This window comes from Streptomyces sp. NPDC001781 (genome assembly GCF_053596035.1).
The window spans coordinates 35,674-53,315 of the sequence record NZ_JBSFFI010000008.1; the positions used below are offsets into that span (position 1 = coordinate 35,674).

Annotated in this window: 15 protein-coding genes and 2 pseudogenes; 8 read left to right on the forward strand and 9 right to left on the reverse strand. The window is 72.8% G+C overall.

Annotation, left to right across the window (positions count from 1 at the left end):
- The first annotated feature begins 6 nt into the window (after window positions 1–6).
- Window positions 7–1,494, forward strand: coding sequence for an alpha/beta hydrolase family protein (locus tag ACWCV3_RS09890; RefSeq protein ID WP_451221038.1), 1,488 nt, complete (start codon window positions 7–9; stop codon window positions 1,492–1,494).
- Between the two features lie 105 nt (window positions 1,495–1,599).
- On the opposite strand, the gene ACWCV3_RS09895 is transcribed toward ACWCV3_RS09890, so the two are convergent.
- On the reverse strand, window positions 1,600–1,830 hold the full coding sequence (locus ACWCV3_RS09895) for a hypothetical protein (RefSeq protein WP_451221041.1): 231 nt from the start codon (window positions 1,828–1,830) through the stop codon (window positions 1,600–1,602).
- Between the two features lie 287 nt (window positions 1,831–2,117).
- Here ACWCV3_RS09895 and ACWCV3_RS09900 point away from each other — a divergent pair, with 287 nt between their 5' ends.
- Together ACWCV3_RS09900 and ACWCV3_RS09905 are read left to right on the forward strand one after the other, a co-directional pair.
- A complete protein-coding gene (locus ACWCV3_RS09900; protein ID WP_451221043.1) occupies window positions 2,118–4,238 on the forward strand; it encodes a glycoside hydrolase family 6 protein in 2,121 nt (706 codons plus the stop codon).
- 46 nt (window positions 4,239–4,284) lie between these two features.
- Window positions 4,285–5,046 (forward strand): annotated as a pseudogene (locus tag ACWCV3_RS09905) (GH12 family glycosyl hydrolase domain-containing protein); the annotation flags it as partial.
- A 354-nt stretch (window positions 5,047–5,400) separates the two neighbouring features.
- On the opposite strand, the gene ACWCV3_RS09910 reads toward ACWCV3_RS09905, so the two are convergent.
- Window positions 5,401–5,823 (reverse strand): hypothetical protein, encoded by a 423-nt coding sequence (locus tag ACWCV3_RS09910; protein ID WP_451221046.1) that lies wholly within the window; start codon window positions 5,821–5,823, stop codon window positions 5,401–5,403.
- Window positions 5,824–6,153: 330 nt separating this feature from the next.
- Here ACWCV3_RS09910 and ACWCV3_RS09915 point away from each other — a divergent pair, with 330 nt between their 5' ends.
- Window positions 6,154–6,858: an ATP-grasp domain-containing protein gene (locus tag ACWCV3_RS09915; protein WP_451221492.1), complete on the forward strand. Its 705-nt coding sequence runs from the start codon at window positions 6,154–6,156 to the stop codon at window positions 6,856–6,858.
- Window positions 6,859–6,879: 21 nt separating this feature from the next.
- On the opposite strand, the gene ACWCV3_RS09920 is transcribed toward ACWCV3_RS09915, so the two are convergent.
- From ACWCV3_RS09920 to ACWCV3_RS09930, 3 genes are all read right to left on the reverse strand, one after another.
- On the reverse strand, window positions 6,880–7,320 hold the full coding sequence (locus ACWCV3_RS09920) for a VOC family protein (RefSeq protein ID WP_451221049.1): 441 nt from the start codon (window positions 7,318–7,320) through the stop codon (window positions 6,880–6,882).
- Window positions 7,321–7,735: 415 nt separating this feature from the next.
- Window positions 7,736–8,989: an acyl-CoA dehydrogenase family protein gene (locus tag ACWCV3_RS09925; RefSeq protein WP_451221052.1), complete on the reverse strand. Its 1,254-nt coding sequence runs from the start codon at window positions 8,987–8,989 to the stop codon at window positions 7,736–7,738.
- A 146-nt stretch (window positions 8,990–9,135) separates the two neighbouring features.
- On the reverse strand, window positions 9,136–11,097 hold the full coding sequence (locus ACWCV3_RS09930) for a heavy metal translocating P-type ATPase (protein WP_451221055.1): 1,962 nt from the start codon (window positions 11,095–11,097) through the stop codon (window positions 9,136–9,138).
- 93 nt (window positions 11,098–11,190) lie between these two features.
- Between ACWCV3_RS09930 and ACWCV3_RS09935 the strand changes: the two genes are divergently transcribed.
- Both ACWCV3_RS09935 and ACWCV3_RS09940 read left to right on the forward strand, forming a co-directional pair.
- Complete coding sequence (locus ACWCV3_RS09935; protein ID WP_451221058.1) at window positions 11,191–11,577, forward strand: ArsR/SmtB family transcription factor; 387 nt, start codon at window positions 11,191–11,193, stop codon at window positions 11,575–11,577.
- A gap of 229 nt (window positions 11,578–11,806) precedes the next feature.
- Window positions 11,807–12,376 (forward strand): hypothetical protein, encoded by a 570-nt coding sequence (locus ACWCV3_RS09940; protein WP_451221061.1) that lies wholly within the window; start codon window positions 11,807–11,809, stop codon window positions 12,374–12,376.
- A 35-nt stretch (window positions 12,377–12,411) separates the two neighbouring features.
- Here the strand turns inward: ACWCV3_RS09940 and ACWCV3_RS09945 are convergent, their stop codons facing one another.
- Window positions 12,412–13,617, reverse strand: coding sequence for a cysteine desulfurase-like protein (locus tag ACWCV3_RS09945; protein WP_451221064.1), 1,206 nt, complete (start codon window positions 13,615–13,617; stop codon window positions 12,412–12,414).
- A gap of 229 nt (window positions 13,618–13,846) precedes the next feature.
- Window positions 13,847–13,999: pseudogene (locus ACWCV3_RS09950) on the reverse strand (histidine phosphatase family protein); the annotation flags it as partial.
- 332 nt (window positions 14,000–14,331) lie between these two features.
- Here ACWCV3_RS09950 and ACWCV3_RS09955 point away from each other — a divergent pair.
- Complete coding sequence (locus ACWCV3_RS09955) at window positions 14,332–14,637, forward strand: UBP-type zinc finger domain-containing protein (protein WP_451221067.1); 306 nt, start codon at window positions 14,332–14,334, stop codon at window positions 14,635–14,637.
- A gap of 61 nt (window positions 14,638–14,698) precedes the next feature.
- On the opposite strand, the gene ACWCV3_RS09960 is transcribed toward ACWCV3_RS09955, so the two are convergent.
- Complete coding sequence (locus ACWCV3_RS09960; RefSeq protein WP_451221070.1) at window positions 14,699–15,664, reverse strand: DUF1152 domain-containing protein; 966 nt, start codon at window positions 15,662–15,664, stop codon at window positions 14,699–14,701.
- Between the two features lie 304 nt (window positions 15,665–15,968).
- Between ACWCV3_RS09960 and ACWCV3_RS09965 the strand changes: the two genes are divergently transcribed.
- On the forward strand, window positions 15,969–16,295 hold the full coding sequence (locus ACWCV3_RS09965) for an STAS domain-containing protein (RefSeq protein WP_451221073.1): 327 nt from the start codon (window positions 15,969–15,971) through the stop codon (window positions 16,293–16,295).
- Window positions 16,296–16,481: 186 nt separating this feature from the next.
- On the opposite strand, the gene ACWCV3_RS09970 is transcribed toward ACWCV3_RS09965, so the two are convergent.
- On the reverse strand, window positions 16,482–17,342 hold the full coding sequence (locus ACWCV3_RS09970; RefSeq protein ID WP_451221076.1) for an RNA polymerase sigma factor SigF: 861 nt from the start codon (window positions 17,340–17,342) through the stop codon (window positions 16,482–16,484).
- Between the last annotated feature and the right edge of the window lie 300 nt (window positions 17,343–17,642).

The window sequence follows — 17,642 nt, forward strand, 5'->3', positions numbered from 1 at the left end:
TCGGAGATGACAGTCAGCACAGGGGCCGAGGCCGCGTTCGTCCTGGTACCGGAGACGCACACGGGGGACTGGGTGTGGGAGGGGGTGGCGGACGTGCTGCGGCGCGCGGGTGCCCGGGTACGCTGCGCGACGCTCCACGAGGACGGTCCCGCCGAGCCGGTCGATCTGGAGACGCACGTCGCGGAGGTGATCCGCCAGGTCGACGCTGCGGGGGAGCGCGTGGTGCTCGTCGGGCACGGCTACGGCCTGCTCCCGGCCCTCGGAGCCGCCGACCGGCGCCCGGAGCGGGTGGTCCGGGTCGTCCACCTGGACGCGGCCGGGCTGCCCGAGGACGGCGACAGCGCGCTCGACGTACTCCCCGCCCTGCCGCGTCCCGCGAGCGGCGCGACCGAGGTGCCGCCGCCGACGCGCGACGAGTGGCACCGGCTGGGCAGTACCGACGGGCTGACACCCGCCGAGCTCGACCGGCTCGCCGCGCGGGCCGTCCCGCAGCCCGTCGCCACCCTCACCCAGCCGCTGCGGCTGTCCGAGGGGGCCGCCCGCATCCCGAGGACCGGGATCCTGTGCGCGGCCGACGGCTCGGCCATCGACCGGCTGCGATGGATGGCGTCCCTCGGTGACCCGCGTCTGAGCCTGCTCACCGAGCCGGGCAACACCTTCCTCGAACTGCCCACCGGCCACTGGCCGATGCTGTCCGAGCCGGATCTGCTGGCCAAGGCCCTGCGGCAGGCGGCGGAGGGCGAGGGGGAGAGCCTCGCCCTCCCCGAGGACCACGTCCCGGACCATCTGCGGCCGTTCGTGGTGGAGTCGCCGGACCGCCCACGGGAGCGTGTGGAGCACGTCGACCTGTATCTGCCCGACGGCCAGGAAGCACGCCCCGCAGTGGTGTTCGTGCACGGCGGCCCGCTGCCCGCCGGTATCCGGCCGACGCCACGAGACTGGCCGACCTTCACCGGGTATGCCCGGCTCGTCGCCCAACTCGGCTTCGTCGCAGTCACGTTGGATCATCGTCTGCACGCTCCGGACGACTTCGCGCGTGCCGCCGAGGACGTGTCCGCGGCCGTCGACCTCGTTCGCGCGCGCCCGGAGGTCGACGGTGACCGGGTGGCCCTGTGGTTCTTCTCCGGCGGCGGCCCGTTGGCGGCGCCCTGGCTGAGTGCCCCGCCACCGTGGCTGCGGTGCCTCGCGGCCAACTACCCCCTGATGGAGCCGCTTCCGGTCCACGGCGCGGACGTCGACCGGTTCCGTCCGGTTGCGGCGGTGCGAGGTGCGGGGGATCTGCCGGTCGTGCTCACGCGGGCAGGGCTGGAGGACCCGATGCTCGACGCGACCGTGGAGCGGTTCCTGACCGCCGCCGCCGAGTGCGGCACCCGGGTGGAGACCGTCACCGCCCCGCACTGCCGGCACGGCTTCGAGACGCTCGACCACACCGCCGAGGCGCGTACCGCCGTACGGGAGGCGGTCGACCGGGTGCTCGGCAACCTCGAAGCCTGATCCACACCCCGGCGACGGGCTGGTCACCCCGGGTGGTTCTGCGGAGGAACGTCCCGTACCGCGTTCCCCGCACCTCACCGCCGGGCCCGCGCCCGCCGTGGCGGCTCACGGCGTCCCGCACTCCGGGAACCGCGCCGCCCACGGCTCCAGAGCGAGGTCGAGGCAGCCCGCGACGTACGAGACCGTGCGGTAGTGGCCACAGCGCAGGAGGATCTCCGGGACGGCCTGCGGAGCGAAGAACCGCAGGCCGTCCGCCCAGCCCGCGTCGTCCAGCCGGCACGGGGCGTCGATCGTGTCCGAAGCGACGGGATGCCGGCGTTTCGGAAAACGAAGCACCAGGGGGAGAGGGCGGGCCGCCCGAGGGAGACACCCAGGGTCTTTCGTTCGGATCAGGCGGGCAGGGAAACCCTCTGCGCGGTGGCGCAGGGGACCATCGCCGTACCGGAGCCCGAGAACGCCAAGTAGGTCTCCGCGGTGGCGAGTTCGCGCATCAGGTGTTGACAGTTCTGTCCGGCGGCAGCACGGTGGGAGCGCTCCCAAGGTAGGTGCGCGGTCCAGTGCCGGGCACCGTCAGCGCGATGCCGTACCCCCCACCCGCTCACCGTGACCTTCAGGAGACCCGCATGACCTCCCGCAGAGCCGCACACCCCCGCGCCCCGAGACGAGCGGCCGTACTGGCCGCCGCCGCGCTTCTCGGTGCCCTCTCCCTGAGCGCCGTGCCGCAGCCCGCCTCCGCCGCCGCCAAGCTGGACAATCCCTATGCGGGCGCCAAGCCCTACGTGAACCCCGACTGGTCGGCCAGGGCCGCCGCGGAGCCCGGTGGTTCGGCGGTGTCGGACCAGCCGACCTTCGTGTGGCTGGACCGGATCGCCGCGATCAAGGGCACCTCGGAGGCCCGTGGCCTCAAGGCCCACCTCGACGCGGCGAAGGCGCAGGGCGCCAACCTCGTCCAGCTCGTGATCTACGACCTGCCGGGCCGGGACTGCGCCGCCCTCGCCTCCAACGGCGAGCTCGGCGCCGACGACCTGGGCCGCTACCAGAGCGACTACATCGACCCGATCGCGGCAATCCTGGCCGACCCGGCGTACGCGAGCCTGCGCATCGTCAACCTCATCGAACCCGACTCGCTGCCCAACCTCGTCACCAACGCCGGCGGCACGGCGGGCTCCACGCCCCAGTGCGCCACCATGAAGGCCAACGGCAACTACGAGAAGGGCGTCGGCTACGCCCTGCACAAGCTGGGGGCGCTGCCGAACGCCTACAACTACGTGGACGCCGGACACCACGGCTGGCTCGGCTGGGACTCCAACCTGGTGCCGTCCGCACAGGAGTTCAAGAAGGCCGCCACCACCGGCGGCGCCACGGTGGGCGACGTGACGGGCTTCATCGTCAACACGGCCAACTACTCGCCCACCCGCGAGCCCAACGTCAAGATCACCGACATGGTCAACGGCACCACCGTGCGCCAGTCGAAGTGGATCGACTGGAACCAGTACGACGACGAGACGACGTACGCGCAGGGGCTGCGTTCCGCGCTCGTCGCCCAGGGCTTCGACAGCGGAATCGGCATGCTGATCGACACCTCCCGCAACGGCTGGGGAGGCTCCGCGCGGCCGACCGGTCCCGGCCCCTCGACCAGCGTGGACGCCTATGTCGACGGCGGCCGGATCGACCGGCGCATCCATGCCGGGAACTGGTGCAACCAGAGCGGCGCCGGTCTCGGTGAACGCCCGGCGAGCGCGCCCGACCCCGGCATCGACGCGTACGTCTGGGCGAAGCCGCCGGGCGAGTCCGACGGCGCCAGCCGGCCCCTCGACAACGACGAGGGCAAGGGCTTCGACCGGATGTGCGACCCGACGTACGCCGGGAACGGGCGCAACGGCAACAACCCGACCGGGGCGCTGCCGGACTCGCCGCTGGCCGGGCACTGGTTCTCGGCGGAGTTCCGGCAGTTGCTCGCCAACGCCTATCCGCCGGCCGGTGGTTCGGGCGGTGGAGGCGACACGCAGGCACCGGCCGCGCCCACCGGCCTCGCCGTCTTCGCGACCACGGCCGACAGCGTCTCCCTCACCTGGCGCGCGGCGACCGACGACACCGGTGTGACCGGATACGACGTCTACCGCGGCGGCACCAAGGCCGGCAGCGTCACCGGTACCTCGTACACCGACACGAGTCTGGCCGCCGCCACCGCCTACACGTACACCGTCAAGGCCAGGGACGCGGCCGGCAACGTCTCGGCGGCCTCGGCAACCGTCTCGGCGACCACCAAGGCGTCCGGCGGGGGAGGCGGGCCGACCGGGCTCAGGGCCCAGTACAAGAACAACGACTCCGCGGCCGCCGACAACCAGATCAGGCCCGGTGTCCAGCTCGTCAACTCCGGTTCCGGCGCCGTCGACCTGTCAAAGGTGACGGTCCGCTACTGGTTCACCGGCGAGTCGGCCTCGGCCGGCTACCAGACGTGGTGCGACTACGCCCAGCTCGGTTGCTCCGCCGTGAGGACGGCCGTCACGGCGCTCCCGGCGGCCCGCACCGGCGCCGACCACACCCTCGACGTCACCTTCGCCTCCGGCTCGCTGGCCGCGGGCGCCAGTACCGGCGATCTCCAGCTGCGGCTCGCCAAGACGGACTGGTCGAACTTCGACGAGACCGACGACCACAGCCGGGGCACCGGCACGTCCTACGCCGACGCCCCCAAGGTGACCGTCTACGTCAACGGCGCGCTCGCCTGGGGCGTCGAGCCGTAGACCGCGGTCCCCCACCCCCCCCACGTACGTACGGAAGGAACCCCCCATGCACGTGAAGTCCCGTAAGCTGCGCTCCCTCGCCGCCGCCCTCGTCCTGGCCGCCGGTTCGGTCACCGCCCTCACGGCCACCACCGGCTCCGCGCACGCCGACGCGCAGGTCTGCGACCAGTTCGGCTCGGTCACCACGCCCGGCGGTTACGTCGTGCAGAACAACGCCTGGGGCACCTCGGCCCCCCAGTGCGTGACCCAGGTCGGCGACGGCTTCCAGCTCACCCGCGCCGACGGCTCCGTGCCCACCAACGGCGCCCCGAAGTCGTACCCCTCGATCTTCGCGGGATGCCACTACACCAACTGCTCGCCGGGCACGAACCTCCCCAGGCGGATCGGGAACATCGGCGGAGCGCCGAGCAGCATCGCGTACCAGTACGTCGGCGGCGCCGTGTACGACGCCGCGTACGACATCTGGCTGGACCCGACGCCGAGGACGGACGGCGTCAACAGGACCGAGATCATGATCTGGCTCAGCCGGACCGGTCCCGTCCAGCCGATCGGCTCCCCGACCGGGACCGTCGCCCTGGCCGGGCAGACCTGGGACGTCTGGCGGGGCAGCAACGGCCAGAACGACGTGATCTCCTACGTCGCCCACTCGTCCCTGACCGGCCTCGACTTCGACATCAAGGACTTCCTCGACCACACCGTCTCCCAGGGCCTCGCCACCCCGGACTGGTACCTCACCAGCGTCCAGGCCGGCTTCGAACCCTGGGAGAACGGAGCGGGGCTGGCGGTCACGAGGTTCTCGGTGCGCGTCGGCTGACCCTCCGGCGCTGACGTGCCGAGGACCGCGCCGGGGCGGGGACGCTCGCCCCGGCGCGGTCCGTCGGCCGGCAACGGCACGCCCGGCCTGCCTTCCTGCGCGTCCCGCTCCGCTGTCCTCGTCGGTCTCGGCTTCGCGATGGCGCATCGCGGCGGCGCACGCCGGGGGGACGGGGACGGCCGGCCCGCGCGAGAGGGACCTCGCTCTCCCCGACCCCACCGCGCCGCCGCCCCTCGCCCCCTCAGGTCCAGCTCGCCTGCCACGAGGCCGGGTCCGCCCGCGCGGCCGCGCGGTCTCGGACGACCCGACCGGCCTGCTCAGCCATGTCGTGTCCGGGCTGGGTGCGGCTCACGCCCGGCCGGGCGGCGCCCAGGGCTTCGGGAGGGACGGCGGTGCCTGGAGAGCACCTCGCAGCGACTCCTTGAGAGTCTTCGGCGGCGCCTCCTTCTCCTCGCGGGAGTGCACGAGGCGGGCGGTGGTCACGCGTATGCGGGCCTCGCGTTGGCGCTGCCGCACGGTCACCACCCAGGCCCCGTCCTGGGCGAGCAGGGCATGCCGGGCCGGCTCGTCCCCCGGCCTGGCGTGCCGGGCGATGGTGCCAGGTATGTAGTGCAGAGCCGCGTCCTCGGCGACCGCCAGGGCCTGCGCCTCGCCCCCCTCTACGTGATGAGTTCCCGTCAGCATCCACCGGTGCAACTTCAGTTGATGGCCTTCGACGTACTCCGTCACCCGGGTGTCCTCCTCGATGAGGACGTACCACTCAGCAGTCATGTCCGGGACCCAGCCGTTCTCTTCCGATGGGGCTCTTGAGCAGCGCGAAGACCATCAGTCCCGCGCGGCTCGGCCATCCTGCCATGCGGACCGACGGCGCGGACGGCCCGCGCCCGGGAGTACGGACGACTCCCCCCTCACCATGCCGACGCCCCGGTGCGGGCGGGCGGGGCGCGCTGCCCCGCCCGCCTCCTCCCGCGTATTGCGGTGGACCGCCGGTGCGGGGCGGTGGCACCGTTGTCGGCCGTGACGAAGCACGGTTTCCTGGCGCTGGCGCCGCAGTACACACCCACTTCCGAGCTGCTCTCCGCGGCGGCCGGACGGCGGGGGATGGGCGTGGAGGTCCTGGGCGGCGGCGCTACGGCGAGGCGGGGCGCCCACTACTACGGTGGTCCCGCCTTCGGGGCCCGCGTCGCGGACGGCCTCGAGATCGCCCTCCTGGAACCGTCCGACGACTGGCTGGCCACCCTGCCGTACGCGTACACGGGACGACGGATCGCCATGTCGACATTGCACGAGGCCCGCCGCCTGTCCCGCCCGGCCTTCGTGAAGCCACCGAGAGAGAAGAGCTTCCCCGCCGCCGTCCACTCCACCGGTGCCGGCCTCCCGGCCGGGCCGGACGAGCCGGTGCTGATCAGCGACGTGGTGACCTGGGCGGCCGAGTTCCGCCTGTACGTCCTGGACGGCGAGGTCCGCACCGGCTCCCAGTACACGACCTTCGGCCGCCTCGACGCCCGGCCGCTCGAGGGACACCGCGACGAAGCGGCCGTCCGCGCGTTCGCCGGGGATCTCCTGGCCACCTGCGGCGAGGGCCTGCCCAGCGCGGTCGTCGTGGACGTCGGCCTCCTGAACACCCCCGAGGACGGCGCCGCATGGGCTGTGGTGGAGGCCAACATGGCCTGGTTCAGCAACTGCTACGCCGCCGACCCCGGCCGAGCCCTGGATGTCGTCCTGCGCTCGGCCGGCCCACGGGGACAGTTGACGGAGCGGGACCGCCGCTTCTGCCGCCAGGGCGGGGACGCCGTGGCCCCCTGAGGCGCCGACGGGCCGCGGGCGTCAGTTCAGCTGCTCGGCCAGGCCGACGATGAAGCCCTCCGGGCCGCGCAGGTAGCAGAGCAGGTAACTGTCCTCGAACCGGGCGATCTCGCCCACGAGTTCACCGCCGTGCGGGCGCAGCCGCGCGACGGTGTCCTCGATGTCGTCGACGGCGAACATGACGCGGTGGGTGCCCGCGACGTTGTGCGGCCGGTCACGCGGTCCCCCGTCGATCACCTCGGGGCTGCGGTACTTCGCCAGCTCCAGCCGGCTGTGCCCGTCCGGCGTCCGGAGCATCGCGATGTCGCAGTGGACGCCGTCGAGCCCGGTGCACCGGTCGGCGAAGCCGCCCCGCACCTCTCCCCGGCCCTCCAGCTCCATGCCGAGCTCCTCGAAGAACGCGACGGCGGCGTCCATGTCCTCGACGACGATGCCGACATTGTCCATCCGCCTGATCGCCATTGCGTGCTCTCCTCGATGCTTGTGGCCGAGCGCCCCACCCGGAACGTATCCCCGGACGGAGCGCTCGGTACGGACGGCGCACCCGGTGGCCGGCTCTCCTCTCACCCGACGCGTTCCGGGCGCACGGCAGGATCACCTCCTCGTGACCCCCGTGACCTCGGCGGAGCGGGCGGAGGCCGGGTGGTCGACGATCCGGGAGTGGTCCCTCGGGGTGCTCCTGTCGCACACCCACACCGCGTACCGGACGATCGAGCCGCTGTGCGAGCCGGTCGGCGCCGACCAGCGCACGCCGATCGAGGCACGCCGAGGATCGACGACGGCGGTCGCCCGTTCCGGAGCCGCGGCGTGGCGCCGTCCCCTCTCCGGTCCGGACCGGCGGGTACCGCTGCTGTCGAGCGGGCGGGGGATCGGCCCCTCAGACGAACGCGCTGATCCCCGTCGCCGCCCGGCCCACGATCAGGGAGTTCATGTCGCGGGTGCCCTCGTAGGAGTAGAGGGCCTCGGCGTCGGCCCAGAAGCGGGCGACCTCGTGGTCCAGGAGGATGCCGTTGCCGCCGAGGAGCTCGCGGGCGTGGGCCACGACCTCGCGGGTGCGGGTGGTGCTGAACATCTTCGCCATGGACGCCTGCTGGTCGGTGAGCAGACCCGCGTCCTGGAGCTGTGCCGCCCGTACGTTCATGGTCTGGCAGGCGGTGATGTCGGCGAGCATGCGGGCGAGCTGGTCCTGCACCAGTTGGAAGGCGGCGATGGGCTTGCCGAACTGCTCCCGCTCCAGGGTGTAGGCGCGGGCGGCCTCGTACGCGCCCATGGCGCAGCCCACCGCGTTCCAGGAGACCCCGAGCCGGGTGGCGCGCAGCACCTTCGCGGTGTCCTTGAAGGAGTTCGCCTCCTGGAGCCGGTCCGCCTCCGGCACCCGCACGTCCCGCAGTTCGATCTCGGCGTTCTGCACGGTACGCAGCGAGACCTTGCCGTCGATGCGGTGCGGTGTGAAACCCTCCGCGCCCTGCTGCACGACGAAGCCCTTGACCTCGCCGTCGGCCTCGTCCTTCGCCCAGACGATCACCAGGTCGGCGAAGGTGGCGTTGCCGATCCACTTCTTGCGCCCGTTCAGCACCCAGGTGTCGCCCTCGCGCCGGGCGGTGGTGGTCAGCCCGCGGGAGGTGCCGGAGCCGACCCCGGGCTCGGTCAGCGCGAACGCGGCCAGCCGCTCCCAGCGCAGCATCTCCGGTATCCACCGCTGCTTCTGCTCCTCGGAGCCGCACTCCATGACCGAGGCGATGCCGAGTCCGCTGTGCACGCCGTGGAAGGTCGCGAACGAGGGGTCGACTCGGGAGAGCTCCATGCTCACGAGCCCGGCCACCAGGGCGCCCCGGCCGGGCGATCCGTAGCCCTTGAACTGGAGCCCCGCGATGCCGAGTCCGGGCAACTGCGGGATCAGCTCGTGCGGGAACTCGCCGCGCTCCCAGTACTCGTCCGCGATGGGGGCGAGGTTCTTGCGCGCCCAGTCCCGCACCGCCGCCAGCAGTTCCTGGTCCTCGGGAGCGACCGTCTCGCGCACGTGGTAGAAGTCGGCCTCCACGGCCGCCGGGTCCGCCTCGTGGACCGTGACGGCCGGCCACTCGTGCTCATGGCCCTGTCCGGCGTGGTCACGCTGCTGCTGTCCGGTCATGACGACCCCCTCTTCTTCCCAAGTCGCTCACGCGTGAAGGGTGGTGGATATGCGTGTTGCTCACCGGTGCCCGCGATGCCGTGCGCGCAGACCTTCCGGGTGATCCCGAGTGACGGAACGCACAGGACCTGACCCGAGTCCCCCGCTCACCAGCACCGGGGCCACGCCCTCTCCCGCAGCAGGCGGAGACCGTTGAGGCCGACGATCACGGTCGAGCCCTCGTGCCCGGCGACGCCGAGGGGGAGGGGGAGGGTGCCGGCCAGGTCCCAGATGACGAGAGCGGTGATGAACACGGCGGCGATGGCCAGGTTCTGGATCACCAGGCGCCGGGCGGCGCGCGAGAGCCGTACGACGCGGGGGACGGCGGCGAGTTCGTCACGGACGACGACGGCGTCCGCGGTCTCCAGCGCGAGGTCGGACCCGGCGCGTCCCATGGCGACGCCGGTATGGGCGGCGGCGAGCGCCGGAGCGTCGTTGACGCCGTCGCCGACCACCAGCACCTTGTGGCCGGCCTCCGCCATCTCCCGCACCGCGCCGACCTTGTCCTTTGGGAGGAGCCCGGCGCGGACCTCCGTGATGCCGACCTCGGCGGCCACGGCCCGTGCGGCCGGTCCGTTGTCGCCGGTCAGCAACACGGGCGTACGCGTGGTCAGCCGCCCCAGCGCGTGGACGGCCGCACCGGCCTCGGCGCGCAGCCGGTCCGCGACGCAGATGACGCCGACGGGGGTGCCGCGGACGGTGACCACTACGGCCGTACGGCCCTGCTCCTCCAGGCGCGCGGCCGCGGTCGCGCTCGGGTGGCTGATGAGACTGCCGAGGAGGCGGGCCGGACTGCCGACCGCCACCGGGTGCCCGTCCACCCTCGCGCACACCCCGGTACCGGGAGTGGAGGCGAAGTCCGTCACGGGCGGCAGGGGCAGGCGCCGGTCGCGGGCGGCGTCCACGATCGCGTGGGCCAGCGGATGCTCGCTGGGGTGCTCGGCGGCGGCCGCGAGTCGCAGCAGCTCTCTCCCGGTCAGCCCGGAGGCCGCCACGGGACGGATGTCGGTCACACGCGGGGTGCCTTCGGTGAGCGTGCCGGTCTTGTCCAGCGCGACCGCGTCGATCTGGCCCAGTCGTTCCATGACCACGGCCGACTTGACCAGCACCCCGTGGCGTCCGGCGTTGGCGATCGCGGACAGCAGCGGCGGCATGGTGGAGAGGACCACCGCACACGGTGAGGCGACGATCATGAAGGTCATCGCCCGCAGCAGCGCGGGCTGGAGGCCGTCGCCGAAGGCGAGCGGCACGGCGAAGACGGCCAGGGTCGCGGCCACCATGCCGAGCGAGTACCGCTGCTCGATCTTCTCGATGAACAGCTGGGTGGGCGCCTTGGTCCCGGACGCCTCCTCGACCATCTTCACGATCCGGGCGATCACCGAGTCCGACGCGTCCCGTTCCACCCGCACCCGCAGCGAGCCGGTGCCGTTCACGGTACCGGCGAACACCTCGTCCCCCACGCGCTTCGCCACCGGCAGCGGCTCGCCGGTGATGGTGGCCTGGTCCACGTCGCTCGTACCGTCGCTCACGCGGCCGTCGGCGCCGACCCGCTCACCGGGCCGGACCAGGACGGTGTCCCCGACCACGAGTCGCCCGGCGTCGACCGTCTCCTCGGTGCCGTCCGGCAGGAGCCGGGTGGCGGTGGCGGGGGCGAGATCCAGCAGCCCGCGCACCGAGTCGGCGGTGCGGGCGGTGGCCACCGCCTCCAGGGCCCCGGAGGTGGCGAAGATGACGATGAGCAGCGCGCCGTCGAGGGCCTGCCCGATCGCGGCGGCTCCGAGGGCGGCCACCACCATCAGCAGGTCCACGTCCAGCGTCCTGTCCCGCAGGGCCTTCAGCCCCGCCCAGCCCGGCTCCCAGCCGCCGGTCGCATAGGTCGCGGCGAACAGCGGCCCCCACAGCCACGCCGGGCCGTGCAGCAGATGGACCGGCAGCGCCACGAGGAACAGCACCAGGGCCGCGAGAGCCCAGCGCGCCTCCGGCAGCGCGAGGACGCGGGTACGGCGCCGGGGTGGGCCTGCGGGCGGCGCGACGGAGGCGAAAGACGCGTGGTCCAGTACAGAGGACACGGCAAAGGAACCCTTCACGGGCGGAGCGGACTACCCTCCCACCGTACAGGAACAATTGAACAGGTCTTCAAGTATCGTCGTTATGATGGACCCATGGGTCATGGACGCTTCAGCACCACCGGCGCGAGCAGCCGCGAACGCCTCGACGCGGTGGGTACCGCCGACGTCGCCGCCACCCTCCAGGCCCTCGCCACCCCGTCCCGGCTGTACATCCTGGCCCGGCTGCAGGAGGGCCCCTGCGCGGTCGGCGACCTCGCCAAGGCCGTCGGCATGGAGACCTCGGCCTGCTCCCACCAACTGCGCCTGCTGCGCAACCTCGGCCTGGTCACCGGCGAACGCCGGGGCCGCTCCATCGTCTACTCGCTCTACGACAGTCACGTGGCCGAACTGCTCGACCAGGCCCTCTTCCACGTCGAGCACCTCCGCCTGGGCGTCCGCGACACCCCGGGCCCTCCCGGTGAGCCCGCCGTGGCGGAGTGAGAGCCCCGGGGGTCTGTTCGTCAGCGGTGTCCTTCAGGGCGTCGCAGCTCCGCATCCACTCCATGCGCTTCGCCCCGACCCCTTGCCCGGTACATCCGTACAGGTGGGGCGGGTACCCCTCGCGGAGCGGATATGCCGATGGCGGTCGTCGCAACGGGCGGCGGCGTGACCGCACGGGTTCGACCCGCGCCGCAGGGGGTCCGGCGCCGGGCGCGGGTAGCTTTCCGGCATGACGTCGTCGCCGCGCCGATTCCCGCCGTACCCGATCCGTGGCGTACGGGTACGGCACAGGAAGCAGAACTGCGCGCCCCAGTTCGCGGAGATCGAGGTGGATTTCGAGCCCGCGGCGGAAGGGTTCGTCTTCCAGGTGGCCCGGGACCTGACGCTGGACGGCGAACCCGGCGAGGCCCTGCCCCTGCCCCTGCCCCTCTTCTTCGCCGCAGCGGCCACGGGGATCGAGGAGCAGTTGCGCCTCCCCGAGCACGGACTCGTGGTCGCCACCAGGGTGGAACTACGCCATGCCCGTGCCGACATGTTCGGCTCGCACGAACTGGCGTTCAAGATCGCGGGCCACCTCGCCGCCCGCCAGGCCATCGGACGGACCGCCGAGGACCGACGCGCATCGGGTACTACCCCCAGCGGGTTCTGCGCGAACCATGCGAGCAGCGCGTCCGGGGCGTCGTACAGCACGTCCGCGTCCGCCTTCTCCAGGTCCTCGCGGGGAGTCGGGGCGCCCGGCTGCGACGGCGGTTGCCCCGGCGATGCACGCTCGGGTGGAAGCAGCCCCGAGGGGGCGTGACGTGAGGCGTCGCCCCCTCGGCGCGCGGTGGTCGCTCAGCTCCTCAGGAACTTGGCCACGGCCGTGACCAGTCGTTCCACGTCCTCCATGTCGTTGTACGGGGACAGCCCGACGCGGAGGCCGCCGGTGTCGCCGAGGCCGAGGTGACGGGAGGCTTCCAGGGCGTAGAAGGACCCTGCCGGGGCGTGGACGCCGAGGGTGGCGAGGTAGCGGTAGGCGTCCTGGGCGGGACGGTCCCGGAAGGTCAGGAGGAGAGTGGGGGTCCTGTGCGCCGCCCGCGAGTACGCCGTCACTCCGTCCAGGGCGTACAGACCGGCTTCCGCGGTCTCGCGCAGCGTGTCCTCGTGGGTCTCGATCGCAGCGTAGGCCGACTTCAGGCGTTCCCGCCTGCTGCCCTGGCGGCCGGGGGCGAGGGCCGCGACGAAGTCCACGGCCGCGATGGTCCCGGCGAGCATCTCGTACGGCAGTGTCCCGAGCTCGAAACGCTCCGGGACCGCGTCGCTGGACGGGGCGAGCTTGTCCGGTCGGAGGGTGGCGAGGAGCGCGGGATCGGCGGCGAGAACGCCGTGGTGGGGGCCGAAGAACTTGTACGGGGAGCAGACCGTGAAGTCGGCGCCGATCTCACGTACGTCGACGTGGGCGTGCGCGGCGAGGTGGACGGCGTCGACGTGCAGCAGCGCGCCCGCCTCGTGCACGAGGGACGCGATGGCAGCGAGGTCGGGCCGGGTACCGATCAGGTTGGACGCGCCGGTCACCGCGACCAGCCGCGTGCGCGGGGAGAGCAGCGCGCCGACTGCCTCCGGCGGCAGCTCGCCCGTCGCCGGGTCGAACTCCGCCCAGCGCACGACCGCGCCGACCCGTTCGGCGGCCTGGATCCAGGGCCGGATGTTGGCGTCGTGATCGAGGCGGGAGACGATCACCTCGTCGCCCGCCGCCCACCCGGCGGCGAGTGTTCGGGCGAGGTCGTACGTGAGCTGGGTGGCACTGCGGCCGAAGACGATGCCCGCGGGGTCGGCGTTCAGCAGGTCGGCCGTCGCGGACCGGAAGCCGTGCACGATCCGCTCGGCGTTGATCTCGCCGGGGGCGATCGCGCCCCGGATCGACAGGGGGCTGCCGAGAGCGCCCGCGATGGCCTCGATGACGGGCGTCGGGGTCTGGGTGCCGCCGGGGCCGTCGAAGTGCGCGATTCCGGCCTTGAGGGCGGGGAACTGGGCGCGCAGGGCGCTGACGTCGTAAGTCACTGAGGGTTCCTTGGGTCGCGGAGGCCGTGGGGGTGCCGGGAGGCCACTGCGCCTGCGGCACGGACGGCGGGCCGGTTGGATCGTCGCAGATGGCCGCCGCCGCCGACAGGGTGCCTCGATCACCGCGAGGTCCGGGGTCGCTCGTGTGGATCATGCCGGGCTCGCGGGGTCCGGTGCCTGACCCGGCCTGGTCCTGGCGAAAGACCCTGGCCCCGGGCCACCGCCGACGACCGGCTGCGCCTGCTCCGGCCAAACCGTATCCGAGGGCGAGCAGGACTCCGTCGTGTGTGACCAGCAGGACCCTGCGGCCGGGCGCGGCCCGGGCGAGGTCGGTGACGGACTGCCGCACGCGCGGCGCGACATCGGTGAGGGCCTCACCGTCCGGCGGTGGGAGGACGCAGCTCGACGACGCCCGTCTCCCGGTCCCGCGACCGCTCGTCGACTACTGCGTCCGGGGTAGGACCGCCCTGCGCGGCGGCGGACTCCCGCATCACCTGCCACGTCTGACGGGCCCGCAGTCAGGGCGAGCACACCACCGGGCCGGTAGCCCGCCCGCCGTCCTGGCCGGCGAGGGCCCGGCCCCCGGAGAGCCGGTCGGCGCCGGGGCCGCCCCGCAGGGCGTCGCCGCCGGACGAGCCGGACCCGACCGGCCCGCCGGGGGCGAGACGGGGGCGGGCGGCGGGACGCGGTACGGACAGCCCTTAGGCTTGGACCATGACCACCTGGGTGCCGCGAACGGACGGCGGCCGACCGGAAGGCCGGTACTGCGCGCACGGCGATCAGCCCGAACCGCCCCCGGCGGCGGCCGGCGGCTGCCAGGAGTGCACGGCCGCGGGGAAGCGGTGGGTCCACCTGCTGAGGTGCCTCACGTGCGGACACCTCGGATGCTGCGACAGCTCTCCCGGCGCCCACGCCACCGCGCACCACGAGGAGAGCGGGCACCCCGTGGCCGAGTCGGCCGAGCCGGCGGAGGAATGGGCGTGGTGCTACGTCGACGAGGTCTACCTGCGACAGCGGTGACCGGGCCCGCCGCCGGCCTGGAGAGCACCCGGTCCAGCGAACTCCAGGCCCCAAAGCCCCCTCAGTGCGGGAATGCCCGGGACGGGCGCTGCCGGGGGAGCGTGGTGCGGAACTTCTCGATCACGGAACTCACCTGCCGCATCAGCGACGTCCCTTCCAGCAGGTCCAGGTACAGGTTGCGGCGGGCCAGCCCGGGCAGGTCGACGCAGAAGTACATGGCCATCAGCGGGTTGACGAACAGCGCGCTGCCCTTGGTCCGCTCGGTGAACCGTACGTCACCGAAGCCGCCGCGCACGGCGGCGGCCACGGAGCCGTTCACGATGCTCGGACGACTCGGGGTGTGGCGCTGGGCATGCGCCACGGCATCGAGGTACAGCGCGCCCTCCCGGCCCGCTCCGAGAAGCGAGAACGCGCCGAGATACGCGCCCTCCCGGTCCAGCGCGGCCAGGTTCTCCAGCACCAGCGAGTGGCTCACGCCGTGATACGCGTCCACTCCGAAGCCGAGGCAGGCGACCAGGCGGTGGGGCACCTCCTCCAGCCCGCTCACCGCGGCGAGGCTCGCCATGTCCTCCTCCGGTGTGCCGAGACCGTGCTCGTCACCCCGCATCAGGATGTCGGTCCCGCCGTCCACCAGCACGACCGCGTCGACGCCGCCGAGATGCGCGATCAGCGCCCGGTACGCCGCCCGCAGCGGATCCACGCCGATGCCCGGGAACGCGTACACCGTCGACGGCAGATCCTGCGCCGCGAGCCACCGCGCCAGTGTCCGTTCAGGGAAGTAGTCGCCACGCACGGGGGTGTCGGGCGTGACGGCCGCGACATCCTGATCCACCCACACGTCGAGGGCCAGGCCGTACAGGTCGGCGAAGGACAGGTTGGCGAGATGCACCTCCTTTCCCGCCGACCCCAGCGCCAGCGCGAGCGGCAGCCCGGCGTACACGTCGAAGCCGCCGCCCGCACCGGCTATGAGCACCCGCCGCGCGTCACGCAGGCGGGTGAAGAATGCGGGTTCCCCCAGAGAGATCATCTCAGGACGCTAGCAGGACGCCGTGCAGGCCAGGCCCGACAACGGCGTGCGGATGCCCGGCTCGGGTGCGGTGTCTTCCGGGTCCCCGACGGTCCGGAATCGAGCGCCCGCCTGGATGTTCGAATGCCCGGTGTGTGACCATGGCGGGACATGAGACTGGACCGGTACCGCGCGTGCCGGCCCCTTGGGCCACGGATGCAGGTCTCCACCCGAGCGTCCCGGCCCGCCATAGTTCGCCGGCTTCCCCGCGGAAGTCGTCCTGTCTGTGGGCTCCTCACCCCCTGGAAGGGGGCTTGCCCCGATCATGAACGTCACCACCGTGATTCACGGAGACAGTGCCAGGCTCACACCCCACGGCGACATCGACTACGACAGCCTCGACCGGATCAGCGCCTGCGTGACCCGCATCCCGGCCGCGGTGCGGCACATCGAGTGGGACATGCGGGACGCGCCCTTCATGGACGTGGCGGGCCTGCGACTGCTCGCGGCGGCTCCCGGCCGCCCCGAACGCGTCACCACCGTGTCCCACCTGCGTTCCCAGCCCCTGAGGCTGCTGAAGACGGCCGACTCCGTGTTCCCGGACATGAACTGGAGCCGGTACCTGCCCCGCCCGGACTCCGCCGCGCAGTGAGAACAGCGGGGCAAGGGTGCGGACGGCGCGGCCACGCGGCAGCGGCCGTGGCCTGGCCGGCCCGGAGGCGTCACCGCCGCCGCGGACCGAGGCGGAATCCGGGCGCCCTTCCACTCGCCGAGCCGGAGATCGGCCCGCCCGGGAACCTCTTCGGCGGGCGGCGCGCGACGTCGAGCGGGCGCGTCGTCAGTCGGTGATCAGCATGCCTTCGCGCAGGCCGGTCAGGATGCGGGTGAGCAGGCGGGAGACGTGCATCTGGGACACGCCGAGACGCTCGCCGATCTCCCGCTGGGTGAGTTCGTCGACGAACCGCCAGTGGATGATCATGCGATCGCGCTCACCCAGGCCGGCGATGAGCGGCGCCAGGGTGCGGAAGTCGTCGATCAGGGCGAGGCCGCCGTCCTCGTCGCCGATGAAGTCGGCGAGTGCCGACTCGCCCTCCTCGGTGCCGGTGATGACCGCGTCCAGCGAGGCCGCCGTGTAGCCGTTGGAGGCGATGCGGGCCTCCCGGACCTCGTCCTCGGGCAGGCTCATCAGCTCGGCCAGCTCGCCCGTGGTGGGCATCCGGCCCAGGCGGCTGTGCAGTTCCTCGTTCGCCTGCGCCAGCAGGGTACGGGCCTCCTGAAGGCGGCGGGGCACGTGCACCGCCCACGTGGTGTCGCGGAAGAAACGCTTGATCTCGCCGACGATGTACGGGACGGCGAAAGAGGTGAACTCCACCTCACGGGAGATCTCGAACCGGTCGATGGCCTTGATCAGGCCGATCATGCCGACCTGGACGATGTCGTCCATCTCCCCGCTGCCACGCCCCCGGAAGCGTGCGGCCGCGAAGCGGACCAGGGACATGTTCATCTCGATCAGCGTGTTCCGCGCGTACTGGAACTCGGGCGTACCCTCCTCCAGTTCGGCGAGCTGGTCGAAGAACAGCTTCGACAGCCCTCGCGCGTCCCGTGGGGCGACCCGGGTGGGAGCGGCGACCCGGGGGAGCGCGGCGGGCGGGGATCCCTGCTCGGACATCCGGCCGGTGCGCAGCACGTTCGTCGTCATGTTGATCCTTCCAAGCCGTGGGAAGCCGCCCGGAAGAGGATATAGCGCCGACCGACAGCCCCCGCGTACCCCTGGGTGACGGATGCATGTATCGCCTCCGGCGGCCTCGGCACACGCCGGCCCGGTCGGACTTCCCGGTCGGACTCGCGGCCCGGAACACGCCGGGACGAGGTGCGAGGCATTGATCTCGACGTTTCCGCGGGCCTTGGACCGACGACCCGCCCAGAGGGGCCGGCCCGGCTCCGGAAGCTCCGGCGGCATCCGGAACCCGGTCCGGCGGGCGCTGGTGGCCTGCGCCGC

Coding starts and splice junctions, on each gene's coding strand:
- ACWCV3_RS09890 (WP_451221038.1), top strand. CDS start 7: ATGACAGTCAGCACAGGGGCCGAGGCCGCGTTCGTCCTGGTACCGGAG.
- ACWCV3_RS09900 (WP_451221043.1), top strand. CDS start 2,118: ATGACCTCCCGCAGAGCCGCACACCCCCGCGCCCCGAGACGAGCGGCC.
- ACWCV3_RS09910 (WP_451221046.1), bottom strand. CDS start 5,823: ATGACTGCTGAGTGGTACGTCCTCATCGAGGAGGACACCCGGGTGACG.
- ACWCV3_RS09915 (WP_451221492.1), top strand. CDS start 6,154: ATGGGCGTGGAGGTCCTGGGCGGCGGCGCTACGGCGAGGCGGGGCGCC.
- ACWCV3_RS09920 (WP_451221049.1), bottom strand. CDS start 7,320: ATGGCGATCAGGCGGATGGACAATGTCGGCATCGTCGTCGAGGACATG.
- ACWCV3_RS09925 (WP_451221052.1), bottom strand. CDS start 8,989: ATGACCGGACAGCAGCAGCGTGACCACGCCGGACAGGGCCATGAGCAC.
- ACWCV3_RS09935 (WP_451221058.1), top strand. CDS start 11,191: ATGGGTCATGGACGCTTCAGCACCACCGGCGCGAGCAGCCGCGAACGC.
- ACWCV3_RS09940 (WP_451221061.1), top strand. CDS start 11,807: ATGACGTCGTCGCCGCGCCGATTCCCGCCGTACCCGATCCGTGGCGTA.
- ACWCV3_RS09955 (WP_451221067.1), top strand. CDS start 14,332: ATGACCACCTGGGTGCCGCGAACGGACGGCGGCCGACCGGAAGGCCGG.
- ACWCV3_RS09960 (WP_451221070.1), bottom strand. CDS start 15,664: ATGATCTCTCTGGGGGAACCCGCATTCTTCACCCGCCTGCGTGACGCG.
- ACWCV3_RS09965 (WP_451221073.1), top strand. CDS start 15,969: ATGAACGTCACCACCGTGATTCACGGAGACAGTGCCAGGCTCACACCC.
- ACWCV3_RS09970 (WP_451221076.1), bottom strand. CDS start 17,342: ATGACGACGAACGTGCTGCGCACCGGCCGGATGTCCGAGCAGGGATCC.